At 61.2% G+C, this 22,126-nt stretch carries 23 protein-coding genes and 1 pseudogene; 13 read left to right on the top strand and 11 right to left on the bottom strand.

Going from position 1 to position 22,126, the window contains the following annotated elements; all coding sequences use genetic code 11:
• Positions 1–8: 8 nt before the first annotated feature.
• Positions 9–428, bottom strand: a complete 420-nt coding sequence (locus tag HU759_RS26550; protein ID WP_017139354.1) for a hypothetical protein — start codon at positions 426–428, stop codon at positions 9–11.
• A gap of 220 nt (positions 429–648) precedes the next feature.
• On the opposite strand from HU759_RS26550, the gene hrpB reads away from it, so the two are divergent.
• Positions 649–3,156, top strand: coding sequence for an ATP-dependent helicase HrpB (gene hrpB, locus HU759_RS26545; protein ID WP_186617106.1), 2,508 nt, complete (start codon positions 649–651; stop codon positions 3,154–3,156).
• 133 nt (positions 3,157–3,289) lie between these two features.
• On the opposite strand, the gene HU759_RS26540 is transcribed toward hrpB, so the two are convergent.
• Both HU759_RS26540 and HU759_RS26535 read right to left on the bottom strand, forming a co-directional pair.
• Positions 3,290–4,378 carry an endonuclease/exonuclease/phosphatase family protein gene (locus HU759_RS26540; protein ID WP_186617104.1) on the bottom strand — a complete coding sequence of 363 codons (1,089 nt, stop codon included), beginning with the start codon at positions 4,376–4,378 and terminating at the stop codon, positions 3,290–3,292.
• A 41-nt stretch (positions 4,379–4,419) separates the two neighbouring features.
• Positions 4,420–5,079: a YciC family protein gene (locus tag HU759_RS26535; RefSeq protein ID WP_026013864.1), complete on the bottom strand. Its 660-nt coding sequence runs from the start codon at positions 5,077–5,079 to the stop codon at positions 4,420–4,422.
• 180 nt (positions 5,080–5,259) lie between these two features.
• Here HU759_RS26535 and HU759_RS26530 point away from each other — a divergent pair, with 180 nt between their 5' ends.
• The 4 genes and pseudogenes from HU759_RS26530 to HU759_RS26515 form a co-directional block, all read left to right on the top strand.
• A complete protein-coding gene (locus HU759_RS26530) occupies positions 5,260–6,030 on the top strand; it encodes a DUF2076 domain-containing protein (RefSeq protein ID WP_169987358.1) in 771 nt (256 codons plus the stop codon).
• A 118-nt stretch (positions 6,031–6,148) separates the two neighbouring features.
• On the top strand, positions 6,149–6,625 hold the full coding sequence (locus HU759_RS26525) for an NYN domain-containing protein (RefSeq protein WP_017139349.1): 477 nt from the start codon (positions 6,149–6,151) through the stop codon (positions 6,623–6,625).
• Positions 6,626–6,667: 42 nt separating this feature from the next.
• Entirely contained in the window at positions 6,668–7,279 is a 612-nt protein-coding gene (locus tag HU759_RS26520) for a 3'-5' exonuclease (protein ID WP_099547600.1), read from the top strand.
• Between the two features lie 129 nt (positions 7,280–7,408).
• Positions 7,409–7,522: pseudogene (locus tag HU759_RS26515) on the top strand (3'-5' exonuclease); the annotation flags it as partial.
• A gap of 132 nt (positions 7,523–7,654) precedes the next feature.
• On the opposite strand, the gene HU759_RS26510 reads toward HU759_RS26515, so the two are convergent.
• Entirely contained in the window at positions 7,655–7,963 is a 309-nt protein-coding gene (locus tag HU759_RS26510) for a DUF3077 domain-containing protein (RefSeq protein WP_017139347.1), read from the bottom strand.
• A 485-nt stretch (positions 7,964–8,448) separates the two neighbouring features.
• On the opposite strand from HU759_RS26510, the gene HU759_RS26505 reads away from it, so the two are divergent.
• Complete coding sequence (locus tag HU759_RS26505) at positions 8,449–9,015, top strand: hypothetical protein (protein ID WP_186617102.1); 567 nt, start codon at positions 8,449–8,451, stop codon at positions 9,013–9,015.
• A complete protein-coding gene (locus HU759_RS26500) occupies positions 9,005–9,268 on the top strand; it encodes an acyl carrier protein (RefSeq protein WP_169987356.1) in 264 nt (87 codons plus the stop codon). The genes HU759_RS26505 and HU759_RS26500 overlap by 11 nt, the downstream gene beginning before the upstream one ends.
• A 237-nt stretch (positions 9,269–9,505) precedes the next feature.
• Here HU759_RS26500 and HU759_RS26495 read toward each other — a convergent pair whose 3' ends face one another.
• Complete coding sequence (locus HU759_RS26495; RefSeq protein ID WP_017139344.1) at positions 9,506–9,958, bottom strand: Lrp/AsnC family transcriptional regulator; 453 nt, start codon at positions 9,956–9,958, stop codon at positions 9,506–9,508.
• A 160-nt stretch (positions 9,959–10,118) separates the two neighbouring features.
• On the opposite strand from HU759_RS26495, the gene yedA reads away from it, so the two are divergent.
• Both yedA and HU759_RS26485 read left to right on the top strand, forming a co-directional pair.
• On the top strand, positions 10,119–11,015 hold the full coding sequence (gene yedA / locus HU759_RS26490) for a drug/metabolite exporter YedA (RefSeq protein WP_017139343.1): 897 nt from the start codon (positions 10,119–10,121) through the stop codon (positions 11,013–11,015).
• 63 nt (positions 11,016–11,078) lie between these two features.
• On the top strand, positions 11,079–12,416 hold the full coding sequence (locus tag HU759_RS26485; protein ID WP_026013863.1) for a DEAD/DEAH box helicase: 1,338 nt from the start codon (positions 11,079–11,081) through the stop codon (positions 12,414–12,416).
• A 100-nt stretch (positions 12,417–12,516) separates the two neighbouring features.
• On the opposite strand, the gene HU759_RS26480 is transcribed toward HU759_RS26485, so the two are convergent.
• Positions 12,517–13,743, bottom strand: coding sequence for a TIGR03862 family flavoprotein (locus HU759_RS26480; protein ID WP_186617100.1), 1,227 nt, complete (start codon positions 13,741–13,743; stop codon positions 12,517–12,519).
• 171 nt (positions 13,744–13,914) lie between these two features.
• Positions 13,915–14,835 (bottom strand): histone deacetylase, encoded by a 921-nt coding sequence (locus tag HU759_RS26475; protein WP_186617098.1) that lies wholly within the window; start codon positions 14,833–14,835, stop codon positions 13,915–13,917.
• Positions 14,836–14,911: 76 nt separating this feature from the next.
• On the opposite strand from HU759_RS26475, the gene HU759_RS26470 reads away from it, so the two are divergent.
• Genes HU759_RS26470 through HU759_RS26460 form a run of 3 tightly spaced genes read left to right on the top strand, consistent with a single transcriptional unit; the run spans position 14,912 to position 16,973 of the window.
• A complete protein-coding gene (locus tag HU759_RS26470) occupies positions 14,912–15,481 on the top strand; it encodes a GNAT family N-acetyltransferase (RefSeq protein ID WP_017139339.1) in 570 nt (189 codons plus the stop codon).
• A 38-nt stretch (positions 15,482–15,519) separates the two neighbouring features.
• The gene (tesB, locus tag HU759_RS26465; RefSeq protein ID WP_017139338.1) at positions 15,520–16,389 is read left to right on the top strand and encodes an acyl-CoA thioesterase II; all 870 of its coding nucleotides are present in this window, start codon (positions 15,520–15,522) and stop codon (positions 16,387–16,389) included.
• A complete protein-coding gene (locus HU759_RS26460; RefSeq protein WP_186617096.1) occupies positions 16,386–16,973 on the top strand; it encodes an HAD family hydrolase in 588 nt (195 codons plus the stop codon). Before tesB ends, HU759_RS26460 begins: the two co-directional genes overlap by 4 nt.
• A 148-nt stretch (positions 16,974–17,121) precedes the next feature.
• On the opposite strand, the gene HU759_RS26455 is transcribed toward HU759_RS26460, so the two are convergent.
• The 3 genes from HU759_RS26455 to HU759_RS26445 all read right to left on the bottom strand — a co-directional run bounded on the left by HU759_RS26455 (position 17,122) and on the right by HU759_RS26445 (position 19,587).
• Positions 17,122–18,108 (bottom strand): alpha/beta hydrolase, encoded by a 987-nt coding sequence (locus tag HU759_RS26455; protein WP_186617095.1) that lies wholly within the window; start codon positions 18,106–18,108, stop codon positions 17,122–17,124.
• Positions 18,109–18,999, bottom strand: coding sequence for a neutral zinc metallopeptidase (locus HU759_RS26450; protein ID WP_099547607.1), 891 nt, complete (start codon positions 18,997–18,999; stop codon positions 18,109–18,111).
• Between the two features lie 171 nt (positions 19,000–19,170).
• Positions 19,171–19,587, bottom strand: coding sequence for a membrane lipoprotein lipid attachment site-containing protein (locus tag HU759_RS26445; protein ID WP_017139334.1), 417 nt, complete (start codon positions 19,585–19,587; stop codon positions 19,171–19,173).
• Positions 19,588–19,772: 185 nt separating this feature from the next.
• Between HU759_RS26445 and HU759_RS26440 the strand changes: the two genes are divergently transcribed.
• Positions 19,773–20,651 (top strand): DMT family transporter, encoded by an 879-nt coding sequence (locus HU759_RS26440; protein ID WP_017139333.1) that lies wholly within the window; start codon positions 19,773–19,775, stop codon positions 20,649–20,651.
• Position 20,652: 1 nt separating this feature from the next.
• On the opposite strand, the gene HU759_RS26435 is transcribed toward HU759_RS26440, so the two are convergent.
• A complete protein-coding gene (locus tag HU759_RS26435; RefSeq protein WP_017139332.1) occupies positions 20,653–21,987 on the bottom strand; it encodes an MFS transporter in 1,335 nt (444 codons plus the stop codon).
• Positions 21,988–22,126 lie beyond the last annotated feature (139 nt).

The following is a 22,126-nucleotide window of genomic DNA, read 5'->3' as shown; positions in this document are numbered from 1 at the left end:
ACGAATCCTTAAGCGGCGGGTTGCAGGCCCAGGGACGCGAGCTGTTGCACGCTGCCCTTGAACTGGATCATGCGCGGATCGTCCAGCGGCAGCTTGCGGCCGGTTTCTTTCTCAATGATGGATTGCAGCTTGGCGTTGTCGACTTTGCCGTCGGCGCCGATGGCTTCATGCAGCTTCTCGGGTGCGACTTGGGCGGTCTTGCCCGGCTCGAAGTAGATGGCGCCGGTGGCGAAGTCCACGCCAAAGGCGATCAGGCCCGGGATTACATAAAACAGCAGGCCCACGGCGTCGAGCACGGCAATGGCCGGGTCGATCTTGCCGTCGATCTGGCCACGCCGGTCCGGGTAGAAAATCGAGCCGCAGGCCGTCAGTTGGCTCAGCAGGGTGACGGCGAGGACACCGCCGATAACACGGGAAGCGATACGCATAAAATGCTCCTGAACACGGTTGATACGAAACTATATGACAATTCTGTCGAGCCACGCCGCTCTAATGTGGGAGCTGGCTTGCCTGCGATAGCGGTGTATCAGTGCCACATGGGCGGGCTGACCCACCGCTATCGCAGGCAAGCCAGCTCCCACATTTGCCTGCATTCCAATTAAGGACGAACGTTCGCCGTTATACTCGCCGCTCTGCTTTGGAGCCAGTATGAATTCGTTGCCGATTGATGATGTTTTACCCGCCCTGCGTGACGCCTTGGCGAATCGCCATGAGGCCGTGCTGGAAGCGCCGCCCGGTGCCGGTAAAACCACCCGCGTGCCGTTGGCTTTATTGAATGAGCCTTGGCTGGCCGGGCAAACCATCTTGATGCTCGAGCCTCGGCGGCTTGCCGCGCGCGCGGCAGCCGAACGCCTGGCCAGTGAGCTGGGTGAAAAAGTCGGTGAAACCGTCGGCTACCGCATCCGCCTGGACAGCAAAGTCGGCCCCAACACCCGCATCGAAGTGGTCACCGAAGGCATTCTCACGCGCCGGCTGCAGGACGACCCGGCGCTGGACGGCGTGGGTTTGCTGATTTTTGACGAGTTCCACGAACGCAGCCTCGACGCCGATCTGGCACTGGCCCTGAGCCTCAACGGCCGCCAGTTGTTTCGCGACGAACAGCCGCTGAAAATCCTGCTGATGTCCGCCACCCTCGAAGGCGAGCGCCTGGCCGGCTTGCTGAACGATGCGCCGATCCTGCGCAGCGAAGGGCGCATGTTCCCGGTGCAGATGCGCTGGGGGCGGCCGTACCAGGCCGGTGAATTTATCGAGCCGCGCGTGGTGCAGACCGTCCTCGACGCGGTGCAGGACCAAACGGGCAGTATTCTGGTGTTTCTGCCGGGGCAGGCCGAGATTCGCCGGGTCAATCAACAGCTGGCCGACGCCTTGGGTGATCGCCATGATGTGCTGCTGTGCCCGCTGCATGGCGAACTCGACCTCAACGCCCAGCGCGCCGCCATCGACCCGGCGCCGGTCGGCAAGCGCAAAGTGGTGCTGGCCACCAACATTGCCGAGACCAGCCTGACCATCAATGGCGTGCGCGTGGTGATCGACGCCGGGCTGGCGCGGGTGCCGCGTTTCGACCCCGGCAGCGGCATGACCCGCCTCGACACCCAACGCATCTCCCGCGCCAGTGCCACCCAGCGTGCCGGCCGGGCAGGGCGCCTGGAGCCGGGCGTGTGTTATCGCCTGTGGTCCGAAGACCAGCACGAAGGTTTGGCCGCCTATGGCAGCGCGGAAATTCTCGCCGCCGACCTGGCGGGCCTCGCCTTGCAACTGGCGCGCTGGGGCGTGACGCCCACGCAACTGGTGTGGCTGGATGTGCCGCCGACCGCCGCATATGCCCAGGCCCAGGATTTGCTGGTGCGCCTCGGCGCGTTAAACGACGACACACTCACTGCCCATGGCCAGAAAATGGCGGAGTTGCCCGCGCACCCGCGTATCGCCCACTTGTTGCTGCGCGGCCAGGACCTGGGGCTGGCCGCGACCGCTTGTGATGTGGCGGCCTTATTGGGGGAGCGCGATATCTTGCGCGGCGGCGGCGCGGATTTGCACAGCCGCCTGGCATTGATGTCGGGCGAAGAACGCGCGCGTGGCACCCAGGGCGGCGTGCAGCGGGCCAAGCAACTGGCCCGTCAGTACCGGGGCTATTTGCGCGGCCAGCCGACTCAAGCTGTGGCCGACCCTGACCACCCGCGTTGGCTCGGCGCCTTGTTGGCGTTGGCTTATCCGGACCGCGTCGCTCAGCAACGCCGCCCCGGTGGCGCCGAATATCGCCTGGCCAATGGCCGCGCCGCGCTGTTCGCCGAGGCCGACAGCCTGATGAAACAACCTTGGCTGGTGATCGCCGACCTTGGCAGCCGCCAGGGCCAGCGCGAAGAGCGCATCTACCTCGCGGCGGATTTTGACCCGGCGCTGTTCGACAGCGTGCTGGCCGAGCAAGTGCGCAACGTCGACCAACTGGACTGGGATGAACGCGAAGGCGTATTGCGGGCCGAACGCCAGCGCAAAGTCGGTGAGCTGGTACTAAGCCGTGAACCGCTGACCGGCCTGGATGAGTCCGCGCGCAGCCAGGCACTGGTCAACCTGGTGCGCCGCAAAGGCCTGGAGCTGCTGCCGTGGACGCCCGAACTGCGCCAGTGGCAGGCGCGCGTGATGCTGCTGCGCCAGCTGGATGCGGGTAAAACCAGCGAATGGCCGGATATCAGCGACAAAGCCTTGCTGGCCGATTTGGAACATTGGCTGATGCCTTATCTGGGCAAAGTCTCGCGCCTGAGCCATTTTTCTAATTTGGATATTTCCAGCTTCCTGCACAACCTGCTGCCCTGGCCGCTGCCCCAGCGCCTGGACGAGCTGGCGCCACAACATGTGAAAGTGCCATCGGGTTCGTCGGTGCGCTTGGACTACAGCGAACAGCCGCCGATTCTGGCGGTGCGCCTGCAGGAATTGTTCGGGCTGGCGGACACGCCGCGCATTGCCGGTGGGCGCCAAGTGGTCAAGCTGCACCTGCTGTCCCCGGCACGTCGGCCGGTGCAGGTGACGCAGGACCTGGCGAACTTCTGGCGCAGTACCTATGCCGAAGTGAAGAAGGATTTGAAAGGAAGATACCCCAAGCATTACTGGCCGGATGACCCCTTGGTGGCCGAACCCACCGCCCGGATCAAACCCCGAAAGTAGGTGATGTGAAGATCCAATGTGGGAGCTGGCTTGCCTGCGATACAGACGACTCGGTCTGTCCCTTTCACCGAGGCGATGCTATCGCAGGCAAGCCAGCTCCCACAAAAACCAGCTCCCGCAGGGGAATTGTGGGTTATTGCGCGGCCGGCAGCAGGAACCGGGCGATCACTGGCAGGTGGTTGGAGATGCGCAGTGTGTCGTCTTGGCGCACTTTGGCCTCCACCCGCTTGATCCTTGGGCTGTAGAACAAATAATCCAAGGTCCTATCCGGCCCATCCACACTCGGGTCATTGGGGAAGTGCGTCAGCCACTTCGCCCGGTCAATCCCACTGGATTCGCTGTTACTCGGGATCATCGGGTACTTATCCCACAACAAATGCAGCTCACTGTCCGGCGAATACTGCCCGCGCTTGCCCGCATTCAGGCGCAGGAATTGCCCCAGCGGCAGCAAATTGAAATCCCCGCCAATCAACCATGGCGTGCCACGGCCTTCGAACTTGTCCAGCAGTTTTACCGTGGCTTTTACCTGCTCCTGCACGGCGGAACGCCCAGGCTTATCGCCATCCAGGCGCGTATTCAGCACGGCCAGTTGGCCGCCATCGCTCAACGGCAGATAGGTCAGCAACAACGCAGGTTTCGGCTGGAACTGGCGGCTGATGAAGTTGGCCGGGGACACCGGCAATTGCAGGCGTTCGGCGTGTTCGATCTGGTAGCGGCTCAGCGTGACGAGCTTGCGGCCGACGCTGCCGAAGATGTGCAGGTTGGGCACAAAGTCGGCTTTCCAGTCGAACGCCTGGGCGCTGCAGGGGTAAAGGTCGACCAGGCGCTCCTGGAGCAACGCCACCTGGTCCTGATAGTGAGAGGACTTGGCGCCTTCATCGAGTTCCTGCAGCAACAGGATGTCGGGCTGTTCGTCGCGAATCACGCGAGCCACTTCGTCCAGGCTGAAGGCCATGTCTTCCACGGTAGGGCGATCGTCCGGGCCTTTACCGTCGGGGCTGTCGTACCAGAACACATAGTTCTTGCCGGCCAGGTATTGCACGTTCCAGGTCATGACCTTGAGCGCCTGCCCCGGCAGCAGGGTCGGCGCACGTGGCGCGACGCAGCTGACGGGCAGGGTCTGCTTGTCGACGGGGCGCCAGGTCAGGCTATAGATCAGGGCCGCGAGCAGGCCCGCGATGATCAACAGGCTCAGCAGTGTGATGCGCAATAAACGGGTCATTGGCTCGGCTTATAGCGTTATCAGAGGTGGCACGGAGCATATCACCGTGCGTCGGCATCGCCACCGATCAGCATAAACAAACGGAAAAGTACCACGCTGGTAAACAGTTGCAGGAAGCTGTGGGCGCTGTCGATCAGCAAGCCCAGCAGCGGCGCGGGGTTGGGGTACACCGCCACGCTCGCGCCTTTGAGCAGCCACAACGGCGTCATCACGCACAGCAGGCACACCAGAATTCGCCAGAAATGCCCACGGGTCAGACGGAAACTTTCCTTCATCGCCTCCAGCGCCGACATGCCGCGCAACACCAGCAGGTACTCGGCAAACGCCAGCACTACCATCAGCCACAGGCCCGGCAGGAAGTACAGCGACAGCCCCAGCAGAATCAACAAGGTACTGACCGCCGTCAGCAGGGCGAAACGCGGCCACATGGCCAGGGCCATGGCCCACACATCTTTAGTGCTGGGCGACTCACCACGGGTGCGCGCATCCAGAAACAGGATCAAGGCGCCGGTGTACAGCGGGTACACCAACAACCCGACGACCACGCTGTAACCGGGGAACGCATCCGGGCCCAGTGTGTGGTCGAGCACCTGTTGCAGCAGGGCTTCGAGGATCACCAACGGCAGGCACAGCTGGACGATGGCGCCCAGGTTGCGTTGGGTGAAACGGAGGGAGTCGCGCAATACGTCTAACGGATTCATCAGGTTCATCACAGCCCTAAAAGCAAGGCCAACACTTTAACCGATCATGACGAGAGGTAAGCAAACGTAAACCTTGCGTAAAGACCATTGAAACGTCTGGTAACACCCCCATAACTACGCTGTAGCTCACCTGATCACAGGCGGGCCCATGATTTCTACCGGCAATCTAACGAGGTCGCCATGAACAGCGAAGAGCAAACCCTGATCGATGGACTGTTTTCACGGTTGCAACAAGCCGAAACGGACTCAGCCCCCCGCGACGCCCTGGCCGAAGCGCGGATCAAGGAGCACATGACTCGCCAACCGGCCGCCGGGTACTACATGACCCAGTCGATCCTGGTGCAAGAGCACGCGATCAAGAGCCTCGACGCGCAGAACAAGCAGCAGGCGCAGCAGATCCAGCAATTGCAGGATGAGCTGCAACAGGCGCGTGCCCAGGCCGCGCAACCGGCACCGAGCAGTGGTGGCTTCCTGTCGAGTATCTTCGGCGGTGGCGCCTCCCGTGACACGCAGCCTGCACAGAGCGCACCGCCTTCTTCCGGCGGCGGCTGGCGTGAACCGGCGCGGCCATCGTTCGGCCAGCCTGCACCGCAACAGAACTACGGTGCCCCGCAGCAAAACTATCAACAGCCACAGCAAGCACCGGCCGCGCCTATCGGCAGTGGTTTCCTCGGTGGCGCGTTGAAAACCGCCGCCGGTGTGGCCGGTGGTGTGATGTTGGCCGAAGGCATCAGCAGCCTGTTCAGCCACAACTCGCAGCAGCCGCAGGTGGTGGAAGAAATCATCCGCGAAGAACCGGCACCGGCCAGCGACAACGGCAACTGGGGCAATGACGACCAGAAGTTTGCCGGCAATGACAGCTGGGGCAATGACAACTCATCCGACAGCTTCGCAGACAGCGACTACTCCGACGATTCCTCCTCCTTCGGCGACGACGACTCCTTCGTCTGACCCACCTTCAACCGGGGCGCTTCGTCGCCCCGGGCTGATTTTTCGCTGAAACTTTCCCATGGCTGTCATACTGGCAACCTTTCCGGGCCGTGGCGCCTGGCTGTCATGAGGAAGTGCGGTGAAAAAAATTGCAGTGTTCGCCGATGTACAAAACCTCTACTACACCGTGCGCCAGGCGTATGGCTGCCACTTCAACTATGCGGCGCTGTGGGCGGACATCAGCTCGCGCGGGCAGATCGTCGAGGCGTATGCCTATGCCATCGACCGTGGCGACAGCAAGCAGCAGCAATTCCAGCAGATCCTGCGCAACCTGGGCTTTACGGTAAAACTCAAACCCTACATCCAGCGCGCCGACGGCTCGGCCAAGGGCGACTGGGACGTGGGTATCACCCTCGATATCATGGACGCCGCCGACCACGTTGACGAAGTGGTACTGGCTTCCGGCGACGGTGATTTCGACATGCTGCTCGAACGCATCATCCAAAAGCACGGCGTTGAAGCCGTGGCCTACGGCGTGCCGGGGCTGACGGCCAACTCGCTGATACGCGCCGCCAGCCGCTACGTGCCCATCGAAGGCGCGCTGCTGCTTAAGTAAGCGCTCAGGCTTAATCAATAGTTAGACGGAGTTGGAACAGGTTTGGAACGTATAGCGGTCATCGACTTTGAAACCACCGGCATCACCCCGAGCAGCCACTGCCGGGCCACGGAAATCGCGGTGGTTATCCTCGAGCGCGGCCAAATCGTGGACCGCTACCAAAGCCTGATGAATGCAGGCGTACGCGTGCCGGGTTTTATCGAACAACTCACCGGCATCAGCAATGCCATGCTGCGCAGCGCGCCACCGGCTGAGCGGGTGATGAATGAAGTGAATGAATTTGTCGGCACCACGCCACTGCTGGCGCACAACGCCGCGTTCGACCAGAGGTTCTGGGACTTTGAACTGGGCCTGATCCGCCGAACCCGCCTGCAAAAATTCGCCTGCTCGCTGCTACTGGCCCGCCGCCTGATGCCGTCGGCACCCAATCACAAGCTCGGCACGCTGAACGCGCTCGCCCAACTGCCCCACACCGGCAAGGCTCACCGAGCGATGGCGGATGCGGAGATGGCCGCCAACCTCACCGCGCACCTGGCCCAGGAACTGCGCGGCACCCACGGCTTGCGCGAACTGTCCCACGATTTGCTGTGCACCTTGCAGAAAGTGCCTGCGGCGAAGATCAACGAACACCTGAAAAAACACCGCGGGTTCTAACTCAAGCGCAGATGATCGTTCCCACGCTCCGCGTGGGAATGCCTCCTGTGACGCTCCGCGTCACGACGTCAAGAGCGGACGCAGAGCGTCCTGGGCTGCATTCCCACGCAGAGCGTGGGAACGATCGGGGAGCTGCGCGGCACCCACGGCTTGCGCGAACTGTCCCACGATTTGCTGTGCACCTTGCAGAAAGTGCCCGCAGCGAAGATCAACGAACACCTCAAAAAGCACCGCGGGTTCTAACCCTTACGACGATCGTTCCCACGCTCCGCGTGGGAATGCCTCCGGTGACGCTCTGCGTCACGACTTCAAGAGCGGACGCGGAGCGTCCTGGGCTGCATTCCCACGCAGAGCGTGGGAACGATCGGCGGCTGGCTATCGAGGCTGCACACACTCCAACGCCCGATCCACCACACCTTTGGCCATCCCCACCAAATGCATCACCGCCCGCTGCTGGGTGCTGAGCGTTTCACCCGACACATTCACCGTCTCCACCGCGCAATGCAGCAAGTCGGCCGCATGGGCGAGGGCGTCTTCGAAGCTCAGGTTGTCATTGAGTACAAAGTTGGGCGCGTCCGGGGCGGATGCTTTGAGGTAGTAGTCGATGGCTCGGCGGTTGAGGAGGGCGTCTTCGCTGAGGAAGTCTGGCTTGGAGCTGGGTGGATCGGGGGTTACTTTGACCATGATGTAGCTTCTCCGTCAGTTAAGAAGCTGCAACCGTTCGCTCGCACACGAATTAGGGTGGCAGCAGTACGCGGGTGTGCAAGACCGTGACGGAGTCCGGTAGATCCGAAGATCTCCCGCGTACAACTGCCATAACGAATCAATGCCTGAAATACAGACGTTGAGAGTTAAGGCTGATGCGTATTACCGTCGTCGGACTTGCACGTCCAGTCACCGAACATTCGATGACAGAGCGAGACTAGCTACCTGAACCGACGGAAACAAGGCCGTGGAATTCTCTAGGAAACGTCCCGCAAATGAAAGGGATCGGTCCTGCTGGCCACCAAAACATCAGCTGTTTTTAGGGCTTTCTTCATTCTTTCTGAATGGTAAGTAGGGGAAGCCCTATTGCGTCGTCGGACCTTTCTGGTTTTTCCCTTCGCCCGCCAATCGCTCCGGTTTGCGACTTAACATCTCGCCTGCTATTTACGTAAAGGGACTACGTCATGCAGGAAAGCGACCTCTACACAGCAATCATGCGAAGCCAGTCTGAACTCCAGCGCAATGGCGTCGATTTCGGCTCGACGTCCAGCATGACGTTTTATTTGGGAAACATGATGACAAGCTGCCCGGCAGTCATGGTTTTACCTAACTCGCCAGGATGGACTCATGGTGCCAGTTACACGTTGCTCCGGCCCATTCAGGCGGAATCAACGGCGCCTGACACCACTGTTGACGACCTGTGGAAATGCACGCAGCAACACTACGGCCTGACGGCGGCAACGGTTCTCACTGGCGCGGCAGGCATACCGATCAGCAAAATCGCCGTGGGGACTTGGGTCCACGTCGGCTCAAGCAAAACGACAAATTTGGCTAGCCTCATTGGAATGCGCTTTTTCCCTCGAACATTGATCCGGCAACCGACAGCGGCCAAGATGGCAAAAGCAACGTTCGGCACCGTTCGAGTATTTGGCATTATTGGGCGGGGCATTCCCTTCGTTGCTGCAGGGTTGGCTATTTTTGACCTGATCAGTATTGGTAAGTGTGCCTATGAGGCGAGAAATGGAAGGTAGTCTGACCCGAACCGAGATCAGCGAAAAAGTGATTCAGCTGTTCGTCGATATCATCGGCTTTATCGACCGAAGCCAGGTGACCGAGCAAACGGATTTCATCCATGACTTCAAGATCATTGATGACGACCTGACCTGCTTCGTCATGCAGATCAAATGGCAATTCAACCTGCAAGCGACTCAGGAAGACTGGGATCACATTACGACCATTAAGCAGATTGTCGATTTGATTGTTCAGCGCTCAAGCCTTCAGTGAAGCAACTGACGCCATCGCAGGCAAGCAAGCTCCCACAGTAGATCGCATCCAGCCCTGGCGACTCGGTCAAATGTGGGAGCTGGCTTGCCTGCGATGGCGGTATATCAGCCACCACTTTTTGCTCGTTCCCACGCTCCGCGTGGGAATGCCTCCGGTGACGCTCTGCGCCACGACTTCAAGAGCGGACGCAGAGCGTCCTGGGCTGCATTCCCACGCAGAGCGTGGGAACGATCGGTGTCAGGTGGTTTTTCCCTCCAACTGCCCCAACGGCACCCGCCGTTCTATCGCACTCGACAAAATAATCGAGGTCTTGCTGAACCCGAACTTCGCCACGCGGTTAATCAAATTCTCCAACTCCGGCATCGAACCCACCGCCGCCTGCATGATCACGCATGGGTCGCCCGTGACGCGGTGGCATTCTGTCAGCTCGGGGATTTCAGCGAGGGCGTCGTATACCTTTTGGCTGCCGTTGTTGGTCAAGCGCAGTTCGATCGTGCATTGGATCGGCAGGCCGATTTTGGATAGGTCTACCTTGGCCTGATACCCGGTGATCACGCCGCTGGCCTCAAGTTTGGCCACGCGCTCGGCCACGGCGGGCGCGGAGAGGTTAACTGTGCGGGCCAATTGCGCGTAGGACGCGCGGCCGTCTTCGAGCAGAGCGCTGAGGAGCATGCGGTCGTATTTGTCCATGATAAGGCTCCAGTAACGCGTGGCTTTCGAAAGCACGGTTTATAGCCTTCACAACCATGCTTTGAAAAGTGTATGGGCGCTTTAAACAGGTTTTGTAACTTATGTTTAGCGTGCTGCCTTTTTAGAATAAGCCTCCCCTCTCCTGCCATAAAGCCGCCCAATGCCTGGCCCACGTCGCTTTCCGTTACCGCTGATCGCCGCTTTTTTTGCGCTGTATGTGATTTGGGGTTCTACCTACCTGGTGATTCGAATCGGCGTTGAATACTGGCCGCCGCTGATGCTCGGCGGGATTCGCTTTTTGGTGGCGGGTTTGGTGATGTATGGCTTTTTGCGCTGGCGCGGGGCACCTGCGCCGACGTGGGTGCAGTGGAAGGCTGCGGCCAAGATCGGCATTTTGCTGCTGACGTTCGGCAATGGCGCGGTGTCGGTGGCTGAGCACACGGGGGTTACTTCAGGTGTGGCTGCATTGGCGGTGGCGACGGTGCCATTGTTCACGTTGCTGTGCGGCTATTTCTGGGGCGCGCGTAATACCCGCCTGGAATGGGCCGGGGTGGTGCTGGGGATTATCGGCATTGCCATGCTCAATATGGGTTCCAACCTGCAGTCGAGCCCGACCGGGGCGATGTTGTTGCTGTTCGCCGCTGCCTCCTGGGCTTTTGGCTCGGTGTGGAGCAGGCACTTGCCGTTACCTGCCGGCGCGATGGCCAGTGCGGCGGAAATGATCGTCGCCGGTGCCTTGCTGTTGGTGGGCAGTGCGCTCTCCGGCGAACGGCTGCAGGCTGTGCCGCCGATTGAAGGCTGGCTGGCGTTGGCGTACTTGGCCGTGTTCGGCTCGATCATCGCCTTCAATGCCTATATGTACCTGCTCAAGCACGTGCGCCCGGCGGCGGCGACCAGCTATGCCTATGTGAACCCGGCAGTCGCGGTGTTGTTGGGCATTGTGTTCGTCGGTGAGACCATCGGCATGGAAGAAGCCCTGGCGATGCTGGTGATCATCAGCGCGGTGCTATTGATCAGCCTGCCCCAGTGGCGCAAGCCCAAGCCGGAAATAAGGTAAACTGCGGCGCATTACGGCTTTTTTTACCCGCTTATGGCGCTGAACTTTTCCTACGGTAAACACATGACTTTCGCCACACTTGGCCTGATCGAACCCTTGCTGCGCGCCCTTGAGACGCTTGGCTACCAGACCCCGACGCCGGTGCAGGCGCAAGCCATTCCGGCGGTGCTGGCTGGTCGCGACCTGATGGCCGCGGCCCAGACCGGCACCGGCAAAACCGCCGGTTTCGCCCTGCCGCTCCTGCAATTGCTGACCATGGAGGGGCCGAAAGTCGCCGCCAACTCGGCGCGTGCGCTGATCCTGTGCCCGACCCGCGAGCTGGCCGAGCAGGTTCACGCCAGCGTCGCCGAGTACGCGCAGCACCTGCCGCTGACCACTTACGCGGTGTACGGCGGCGTGAGCATCAACCCGCAGATGATGAAACTGCGCAAGGGCGTCGACATCCTGGTGGCCACGCCTGGCCGCCTGATCGACCTGTTCCGCCAGAACGCGCTGAAGCTCAACCAGCTGCAAACCCTGGTATTGGATGAAGCCGATCGCATGCTCGACCTGGGCTTCTCCGAAGAACTGGCGAACATTTATCGCATGCTGCCGAAAAAGCGCCAGACGTTGCTGTTCTCCGCGACCTTCTCCGATGAAATCCGCCAACTGGCCGGGCAGATGCTCAATGACCCGCTGAGCATTGAAGTGAGCCCGCGCAACGTCGCCGCCAACACCGTGAAGCAGTGGGTGGTGCCGGTGGACAAGAAGCGCAAGCCGGAGCTGTTTGTGCACCTGATGCGCAAAGGCCGTTGGAAGCAGGTGCTGGTGTTTGCCAAGACTCGTAACGGCGTGGATGCGCTGGTGGACAAGTTGCAGGGCCTGGGCATCAATGCCGACGGTATCCATGGCGACAAACCCCAAGCCACCCGCCAACGCGCGCTGGACCGGTTCAAGTCCAGCGATGTGCAAATTCTGGTAGCCACCGACGTGGCGGCCCGTGGCCTGGACATTGAAGACCTGCCGCTGGTGGTCAACTTTGACCTGCCGATCGTGGCTGAAGACTACATCCACCGTATCGGCCGTACTGGCCGGGCGGGCAACACCGGTGAGGCGATTTCGCTGGTGTGTGCCGATGAAGTGAACATGCTGTCGGCCATCGAGATGCTCACGCGTCAGACCCTGACCCGCAAGATGGAGCCGGATTTCGAACCGGAGCACCGCGTGCCGGACACCGATGCCAGTGGGCAGGTGGTGAAGAAGCCGAAAAAACCGAAGAAACCTAAGACTTCGGGCGGCGGTGGCGGCAAGCGTAATTTGGGTAAGTGGGTGGACAGTGGTGATGTGGCGCCAGCTGAGCCTTCGATTAAGCCGGTGCGTAAGGTGCCGGTGTTTAATACGGGGCCGCGTAAGAAGAAGTAAGTCTGTCAGGGCCTCATCGCAGGCAAGCCAGCTCCCACATTTGACGGTGTTCACCGCTCAAAATGTGGGAGCTGGCTTGCCTGCGATAGCGGACTTGAACTCAGCGCTTAAGCCACTCCAGCACACCACGCCCAGCCGCTCGCCCACTGGCAAAACACCCCGTCAGCAAATACCCGCCGGTCGGCGCTTCCCAATCCAGCATCTCCCCCGCACAGAACACGCCTGGCAATTGCTTGAGCATCAGCCGCTCATCCAGCGCTTCAAACGGCACGCCGCCTGCGGTGCTGATGGCCTCATCCATTGGTCGAGGTTTCACCAATGTCAGCGGCAACGCCTTGATATCCACAGCCAGTTGCGCCGGATCATTAAAGTGTTCAGCGGGTGCCAACTCACGCAACAGCGCCGCTTTGACCCCATCCAAACCCAACTGACTGTGCAAATGCTTGCTCATCGACCGCGAGCCACGCGGCTTGGCCAAGGCGGCTTGCACCTTGTCCAGCGGCTTGCTCGGCAACAGGTCAATATGCACAGTGGCTGAGCCGTCACGGTTGATCGCTTCGCGAATCGGCGCCGACAACGCGTAGATCAAACTGCCCTCGATGCCCATGGCGGTGACGACGCATTCGCCCAGTCGAGGCTTGTCCTCCCCAAGGCCGATGGCGACGTTCTTCAGCGGCGCGCCCGCGAATTTGCTGACCATCAACTCGCTCCAGCCCGACACTTCGAAGCCGCAATTGCTCGGTTGCAGCGCGGTGTAGGGCACGCCTTTATCTTCCAGCAACTTGAGCCAGGCACCGTCGGAGCCCAAACGCGACCAGCTGCCGCCACCCAAGGCCAGCAACACCGCGTCGCTGTGGACAGTTTTATCGCCGTCCGGGCTGTGGATAAGTAAACCGCCGTCGTCGGTCCAGCCCAGCCAGCGATGCCGGGTGTGGATAACCACGCCCTGGTCGCGCAGGCGCTTGAGCCAGGCGCGCAGCAGTGGGGCGGCTTTCATGTCGGTGGGGAATACACGGCCGGAGGTGCCGACAAAGGTCTCGATACCCAGGCCATGAATCCACTCGCACAAAGCCTCTGCGCCAAACGCGCGCAACAACGGCGCCATGTGCGGCGCGCGTTCGGCGTAACGCGACAGGAACGCCGGGTACGCCTCGGAGTGGGTGATGTTCATGCCGCCCACGCCGGCCAGCAGGAACTTGCGCCCCACTGAAGGCATGCCGTCGTACACGTCTACCCGCACGCCCGCCTGGCTCAAGACTTCCGCGGCCATCAACCCGGCAGGGCCGCCGCCGATAATAGTGACGTGTTGGGAAGGGGTCTGGGGCATGGGCAGGGCTACGGTCGCTTGAATAGGCCGAGCATTCTACCCGACGACGGCGTAGCTGCCTGATCAAAAAACGTACACTTTCCTACACGCCATACGGCTGCTGGCTTTCAGACCCTTACGCTCAAGTTATCCACAGGCCGTTCCACAGGCATTGTGGGTAACGCCCACAACTCAATGACAACCTGATGACGCCCACACCCGTTGTGCGCTGTGGTGCAGGATGCCGTGGCGGCGGGCCAGGGCCGGGCGGTCTTTGCTGTAGCCGCCGCCGATCACGCCCATCACTGGAATGTCGCGGCCCAGGCAGTGGCGCATCACGCTTTCATCGCGTGCGGCCACGCCTGCGTCTGTCAGTTTGAGGTAACCGAGGGCGTCGTCCTTGTGTACATCCACCCCGGCGTCGTACAGCACCAGGTCGGGCTGGTACAGCGGCAACAGGTAGTTGAGCGCGTCGTCGACCACCTTGAGGTAGTCGGCATCGCCCATGCCCATGGGCAGCGGGATGTCCCAGTCGCTCTGGGCCTTGCGCGCCGGGAAGTTCTTTTCGCAGTGCAGCGACACGGTGATGGCGTCCGGTGTGTCATGGAGGATGCGCGCAGTGCCGTCGCCCTGATGCACGTCGCAGTCGAAGATCAGCACGCGGTTGACCCGCCCGCTGGCCAGCAGGTAATGGCTGATCACCGCCAGGTCATTGAAGATGCAAAAGCCCGCCGGGTAGTCGTAATGGGCGTGGTGCGTGCCGCCCGCCAGGTGGCAGGCCAGGCCGTGTCCCAGGGCTTTTTCTGCTGCGAGAATTGAGCCGCCAACTGCACGCACGGTGCGCCGCGCCAGGGCTTCGTTCCAGGGCAGGCCGAGGCGTCGCTGGTCTTCGCGGGACAGCTCACCGCTCATGTAGCGCTCGATATACCCAGGTTCATGGGCCAGGGCCAGAATCTCGGCGGGGCAGACCTCGGGTCGCAGCAAGTGGCTGTCCTGGGTCAGGCCGCTGCTCACCAGGTGGTCACGCAACAGGCGGAACTTGTCCATGGGGAACCGGTGGTCCGCCGGGAACTCAGGGCTGTAGTCATCGTGGTAGATCAATGGCAAAGGCATGGGATTTTCTGACGGGAACCTGCGACGGATCTTACCAGCGCTGTACACTCACGCACATGGCAAGGGAGGGGGACCCATGGAGCCGATACTGGAATTGGAAAGCGCACGGCTGGTGCTGCGCCAATGGCGTGACAGCGACCTGACGGAATTTGCACGCATGTGCGCCGACCCGCAGGTAATGCGCTATTTCCCGGCCAAGCTGAGCCACCTGGAAAGCGCCGCGCTGATCGGCCGTATTCGCGGGCATTTTGCCGAATATGGCTTTGGCCTTTGGGCCTTGCAGCGTAAGGATACCGGCGAATTTATCGGCCTGACCGGGCTGCTAAACGTCAACTTCGAGGCCAACTTTACCCCAGCGGTAGAAATTGGCTGGCGCCTGGCCCACGAGCATTGGGGCCTGGGTTATGCCAGTGAAGCGGCGTGGACCGCGCTGCGCTGTGGTTTCGACCGGCTGCAGTTGGACGAAATCCTTGCCTTTACCACCGAATCCAATCTGCCATCACAAAAAGTCATGCAGGCCATCGGTATGCATTACGATCCGCAGGCAGATTTTGAACACCCCAAGGTCGCAGCCGATGACCCGCTGCGCCATCATGTGTTGTACCGCATCACCCGCGCCCAATGGTTGGACACGCTGCACGGATAAGCAGCCCGGAATGCCCTATTGATTGTAGGAGTTGCTCTATGAGCCAAGTATTGGAAGATCTGGTGGACTTGCTGACCCTGGAACCGATCGAGGAAAACCTCTTTCGCGGCCGCAGCCAGGACCTGGGCTTTCGCCAACTGTTCGGCGGCCAAGTGCTGGGCCAGTCGCTGTCGGCCGCCAGCCAGACCGTAGAGGAAGCGCGGCACGTGCATTCCCTGCATGGCTATTTCCTGCGCCCTGGCGATGCTGCACTGCCAGTGGTGTATTCGGTGGACCGCGTGCGCGATGGCGGCAGTTTCAGCACGCGCCGCGTCACGGCGATCCAGAAGGGCAACCCGATTTTCACCTGCACCACCTCGTTCCAGTATGACGAAGAAGGCTTCGAGCACCAGACCACCATGCCCGTGGTGGTCGGCCCGGAAAACCTGCCGTCGGAGCTGGAACTGACCAAGCAACGCGCGCACCTGATTCCCGAGCACATGCGCGACAAGCTGCTGTGCCCCAAGCCGATCGAAGTGCGCCCGGTCACCGAAAAAGACCCGTTCAACCCGCAGCCGTCCGACCCGGTCAAGTACGTGTGGTTTCGTGCTGACGGCGCATTGGCCGATTCGCCGGCGCTGCATAAATACCTGCTGGCCTATGCCTCGGATTTCGGCTTGCTGACGACCTCGCTGCTGCCCCACGGCAAGACGGTTTGGCAGAAAGACATGCAGGTCGCCAGCCTTGACCATGCGCTGTGGTTCCACGCCGACCTGCGCGCCGATGACTGGCTTTTGTATGCGATGGACAGCCCGTGGGCCGGTAACTCACGGGGTTTCTCCCGTGGCAGCGTGTACAACCGCGCCGGGCAACTGGTGGCTTCGGTGACCCAGGAAGGCTTGATTCGCCATCGCAAGGATTGGGCATGAGCCTGTCGGACGTTAAGCACTGGGTTTTTGACATGGACGGCACCCTCACGGTGGCCGTGCATGATTTTGTGGCGATTCGCGTGGCGCTCGATATTCCACCTGAAGACGACATTCTCACGCACCTGGCGGCATTGCCAGCGGATGTGGCGGCGGCCAAGCATGCCTGGTTGCTTGAGCACGAGCGCGAGCTGGCTGTGGGGTCGGTTGCTGCTGTTGGCGCGGTGGAGCTGGTGCGCGAGCTGGCCGGGCGGAGCTATCGCCTGGGCATCCTGACGCGCAATGCGCGCGAGTTGGCGCATATCACCCTTGAAGCGATTGGCCTGGCGGACTGCTTTGCCGTCGAGGATGTGCTGGGGCGTGATGATGCGCCGCCCAAGCCGGATCCGGGTGGGTTGCTGAAACTGGCGACTGCCTGGAAGGTAGCGCCGAGCGCGATGGTGATGGTTGGGGATTACCGCTTTGATCTGGTTTGTGGCCGGGCGGCGGGGACCAGGACGGTATTGGTTAATCTGCCCGAGAACCCGTGGCCGGAACTGGCGGATTGGCATGCTGAGGATTGCGCGGCGTTGCGCCGAATGCTCTAACCCAGGCACCTTGGTCGGGCTTGTGTGGCAGTTGAGCTTGTGTGGGAGCTGGCTTGCCTGCGATAGCATCACCTCGCTATGCCTGTTAGACCGAGGTGTCTGCATCGCAGGCAAGCCAGCTCCCACATGTTTGATCCGGTTTTGTCAGTTACTTACCGAACAGCACCTGCTCACCCTCAGGCGACGTAAACATCTTATCGCCGTCGTGCCCAACCCCAGGCACTTCCACCAGCTTCTGCGTCAGTTGCGGATGGCGCTGCTTGAGGTAGTCGAAATAGTTGTGCCCGCGAATCAGGCGATACGCGCCCTGGGTCTCGGCTTCGCAGCTTTTATCCAGCGCCGGGTGGTTGGGGTCGGTGTCTTGCTGGCCCAGCAGGTAGGTGATGTTGCGTGACACGTAAACCTGCTCCAACTGCTGCGCGCTCTGGCCCTTGGCGTAATCCGGCAGATTTTGCATGCCGTACTTCCAGTCGTTGAAGCCTGGGCAACTGGCCACATCAAACTTCACCGGGCGTTGCGGGCTGAAGTAGGCGTAGGACGACGGGTTAGCCACCACATAACGCAGGCTGATGCCTTCGGTTTGCAACATCGGGTGGTCGTGGCCGGTGAGGGCGAAACGCTGTACCACCTGGCCGCCGCCGGAATGGCCGGCTACCACGATTTCTTTCAAGGCCGGGAACAGCTTGCGGTTGCCCAGGTGCTTGATGATCTGGTCGAGGGCGCCGTAGGAGCTGACCTGGCCTGGGCCGGTCGACGGGTCGCCGGCCATCCAGTCGTTGTGGTTCCAGCGCAGCACCTGATTGTCGAGGTGGTTGCGCTGGGTATCCAACTCATTCAAAAACTGCGGCGCGATCACCAGGGTATTGGCGGCAAGGCCTGCGTGCTGGGCGGCATCTTCGCCGCTTTGCAGGTAGGTCTGCGCATTGCGCAGGCGACCGTGCACGATGATCAATGCGCGGGTGACGTTGGGCAGCGGCTGGCGCCAGTCCTGGCTCAAGCCCAGGCTCAAGGCGCCGGCCTCCAGTTGGAAACGATCGGGGCTGACCACCTTGACGCCATGTTCTTTCTCGGCGGCCCAGGTGGTGGTGGAACACATCGCTAATGCGCTAAGCAGCAACCCCAATCGTTTATTCATTTAAAGACTCTTGGCTGTAAAGGTGTCGCATTGAGAGATCTGGCCCTCTGCGAAGCCGGTCTTGAACCAGCGAACCCGCTGTGCCGAGGTGCCGTGGGTAAACGAGTCCGGCACTACGCGCCCTTGACCCTGTTGCTGCAAACGGTCATCGCCGATGGCGTTGGCCGCATTCAGTGCCGCTTCAATATCGCCGGGCTCCAGCCAGTTCAGGCGTTTTTGCGCGCGGTTGGCCCACACGCCGGCGAAACAGTCGGCTTGCAGTTCCTGGCGTACCAGTAAACCGCCGTCACCTTCCATCTGCCGGCCTTGCTGGCGTGCGGCCTGAATCTTGGCCGAGATGCCCAGCAGCGTTTGCACGTGGTGCCCGACTTCGTGGGCGATCACATACGCCTGGGCGAACTCGCCCGAAGCCTTGAAGCGTTGCGACATCTCCCGGAAGAAATCCAGGTCCAGATACACTTGCTGGTCGGCCGGGCAGTAGAACGGGCCGCTGGCCGAGGTGGCGCCACCGCAGGCGGAGTTGACCCGGCCACGGAACAGAATCAGTTTCGGGTTCTTGTAGGCCAACCCGTTTTCCTTGAACACCTGGCCCCAGGTGTCTTCCGTGTCGCCCAGCACGGCGCGCACGAAATCGGCCTGTTGATCATTGGCCGGCGGCGCCTGGCGCGCCTGCGTACTCGCCGGGGGCGCTTGCTCCATTTGGCCGCTTAGTTGGCCGAGGATCTGCATCGGGTCCTGGCCGGTCAGCCAGCCGATGCCGACGATCAGCACAATCGCCGTGAGGCTCAGGCCTTTGCCGCCGCCAAAGCGCATGCCGCCACCGCCGCCGCCACCACTGTCATCGCGGGCGTCCACCACGTTGTCGCTGCGTCGGCCTTTTTTCCATAGCATGGGTGCAGTCCTCTCGTTAAGCCTGCGCTCTTTATTTTAAGAGCAGTGTTGTTGGTGCAGGGGCATGGCGCCAGCCCGGCTGTCTGACAAGCAACGAGAGCTGCCTAGTATCGCTGCTGTCAGGCCGTGTCGGCAGGGGCGCCAGATGAAAGTTATGTCAGGTTTGCCGCCTCAGTCGCGGCAGTAGCCTTCGCCGGTGTCGACGATCAGGCAGTCTTTTTTATCTGCCAGCCATTTAAGGCCCGTGGCTTCACCGTCGCCGGCGCTCAGCTGTTGCGGGCCGTCCGGGCGGGTGAAACTGATGCCGTCTTCATTGGCTTCGCCTTTGAAGGTGCCGGCGTCGTCGGCATCAAGGCCGTATTTCATGGTCAGCAGGTAGTGCCCACGGCCGATGCTGTCGTCCTTGGCGATGGTCAGGTTCAGGCCTTCGACGCCGATCCATTTGCCGACCCATTTATCGGTCGGTGGGTTTGCCGGTACCAGCGTGGCTTGCACGGAAGCGGGGGCGGGTTTTGGGGCTTCCTTGGGTTCCTTGTTGCACGCGGTGAGCAGGGCAAGGGCAGAAAGAACAAAGAGTGTTTTTTTCATAGCGACATGGCCTTGGTTGAAAAATGTGCAACACGACGGTGAACGTGCAGCGTTGGACTCGAAACCCGTGATTTAGTGCGCTGTTCGCACGGTGTTTGGTTATGCTCTTGGGGCAGACGCAAGCCCGGCTGCTAGATTACCGGGTTAAGTGCAAATGCGTTCAGCCCGCCATGCAAGAGAATTCAATGACTGTCAGCACACCGCTTTCCGGCGTCAACCATCCTTTCAAAGGCATCCTGCTGATTGTGCTGGCGACGTTTCTGTTCTCCAGCCACGACGCCTTGTCCAAATACCTGGCCGGGTTCTACCCGATTGTGATGGTGGTGTGGGCGCGCTACCTGGTGCACACCTTGCTGATGGCCGGGATTTTCCTGCCGCAATCCGGCTTGCGGGTGCTGCGCAGCAAGCGGCCGGGCATGCAGGTGGTGAGGGCGTTGTGCCTGCTGGGCACAAGTCTGTTTTTTACCGCGGCGCTGCATTATATCCCGTTGGCGGAAGCCACGGCGGTGAACTTCCTGGCGCCGATCCTGGTGACGGCGCTGTCGGTGCCCTTGCTCGGCGAGCACGTCACGCGTGGCCAATGGCTGGCGGTGATCTGCGGGTTTGTCGGTGTGCTGATCATCATCCACCCCGGCGGCGAGTTGTTCACGCCTGCGGTGTTGCTGCCGCTGTGTTCGGCGATGTTCTTCTGTTTCTACCAATTGCTCACGCGCATCCTCAGCCAATACGACACACCGACCACCAGCAACTTCTTCGCCGGGCTGTGCAATACCTTGGTGATGAGCGCGCTGGTGCCGTTCTTCTGGCAGGTCCCGACGCTGTGGCATGCCTGTTTGATGCTGGCGCTGGGCACTTGCGGCATGACCGCGCACTTGATGCTGACCCAGGCGTTCCGCTTCGCGGCGCCAGCCTTGCTGGCACCGTTTGGCTATTGCCAGATCGTGTTTGCGGGATTGTTGGGTTGGTTGGTGTTCAGCCATACCCCCGACGTGACCACGGTGGTCGGCATCGGGGTGATCTGCATGAGCGGGCTGGCCGCTGCCTGGCAGCAGCGGCGGCGGTGAGTTACACGTCGACTGTGGGAATCTTGCGCGGCGCCATGAAGTACATCCAGGTCAGCGCAATGAAATACATCGCCGGGATCAGGGTGAACAACACGGTGTAGTTGTTGTTGGTCACGGTAAGGATGTGCCCGACGACCTGGGTCATGAACATGCCGCCGATGGCCGCGCACATGCCGCCGAAACCGAACACCGTGCTCATCATGTGCTTGGGCGTGTAGTCCATCACCAGGCTCCAGATATTGGCAGTCCAGGCCTGGTGCGCGCCGATCGCCAGGGAAATGGCGAACACTGCAACCCACAGCTGGCTGGAACCGGCAGCCATGATTACGCCAACGATGCAGCAGGCAAACAGCAGCATCGACAACAGCCGCGCCTTGATCGCATTCATCCCGCGGCCGATCAGGAATGACGACAGGATCCCGCCGCCCACACTGCCGAAGTCGGCGGTCAGGTAAATGATGATCAGCGGGATGCCCATCTGGGTCACGTTGATGCCCAGGTTGTATTGCTGGTTCAGGAACGGCGGCAGCCAATACAGGTAGAACCAGAACACCGGCGCGGTCATGGCGTAGGCGAGGGCGAAGGCCCAGGTGCCGCGCATGCGCAGGATGCGGCTGAACGGCACGCTCGGTTGCTCGGGTTCGGCTTCCTGTTGCACGTAGTCCAATTCGGATTGTTTGGCGGTCGGGTGGTCTTCCGGGTTGTAGTACTTCAACCCCCAGAACACCAGCCAGATCGCGCCGAGTGCCGACATGCACAGGAACGCCGCCTGCCAGCCCCACACGTGCAGGATCAGCGGCAGCAGCATTGGGGTCATCATCGCGCCGACGTTGGTGCCGGCGTTGAAGATGCCGGTGGCCACTGCGCGCTCACCGGCCGGGAACCACAAACGCGTGGTCTTGACGCACGCCGGGTAGTTGGCGGCTTCGGTCAGGCCGAGGATAAAGCGGCAGACCATAAAGCCCACCGCCGAGGTGGCCAGGCCGTGGGCGCCGGTGGCCAGGCTCCACAGCAGCACGGCGCAGAAGAACACGCGCTTGACGCCCACACGGTCAATCAGCCGGCCTTGCAGCACAAAACCGATGGCATAACCGACCTGGAACCAGAAGTTGATGTTGGCGTAGTCCATCGCCGTCCAGCTCATCTCTTTGGCCAGGATCGGTTGCATCACGCCCAGGGCGGCGCGGTCGATGTAGTTCAGGGTGGTGGCGAAGAACACCAGGGCCAGCATGCCCCAGCGCGTTTTACCCACGGCCATGGCGCCACGGATCTTGTCGCCGATGCCGGCGTGCGGGTTGCCCGGGCGCGCGGCCAGAGCGGAGTTTTGCGAAGGCATGAGGTCGTACCCGTTTTTGAAATTTTTATGGTGTGTTCTGGGTCTTGGTGCAGGTTCGATGGTGCGCAGTGGTTAAAAAGTCGTCAATTCGCCAACAGGGCATAGTGTTCGGTAATCGCACGAAAAACTAACCGGTTCG

Origin of the sequence: Pseudomonas sp. OE 28.3, assembly GCF_014268205.2 — a bacterium.
Lineage (GTDB): Bacteria > Pseudomonadota > Gammaproteobacteria > Pseudomonadales > Pseudomonadaceae > Aquipseudomonas > Aquipseudomonas edaphica.
This window is presented reverse-complemented; position numbering and strand designations above follow the sequence as displayed.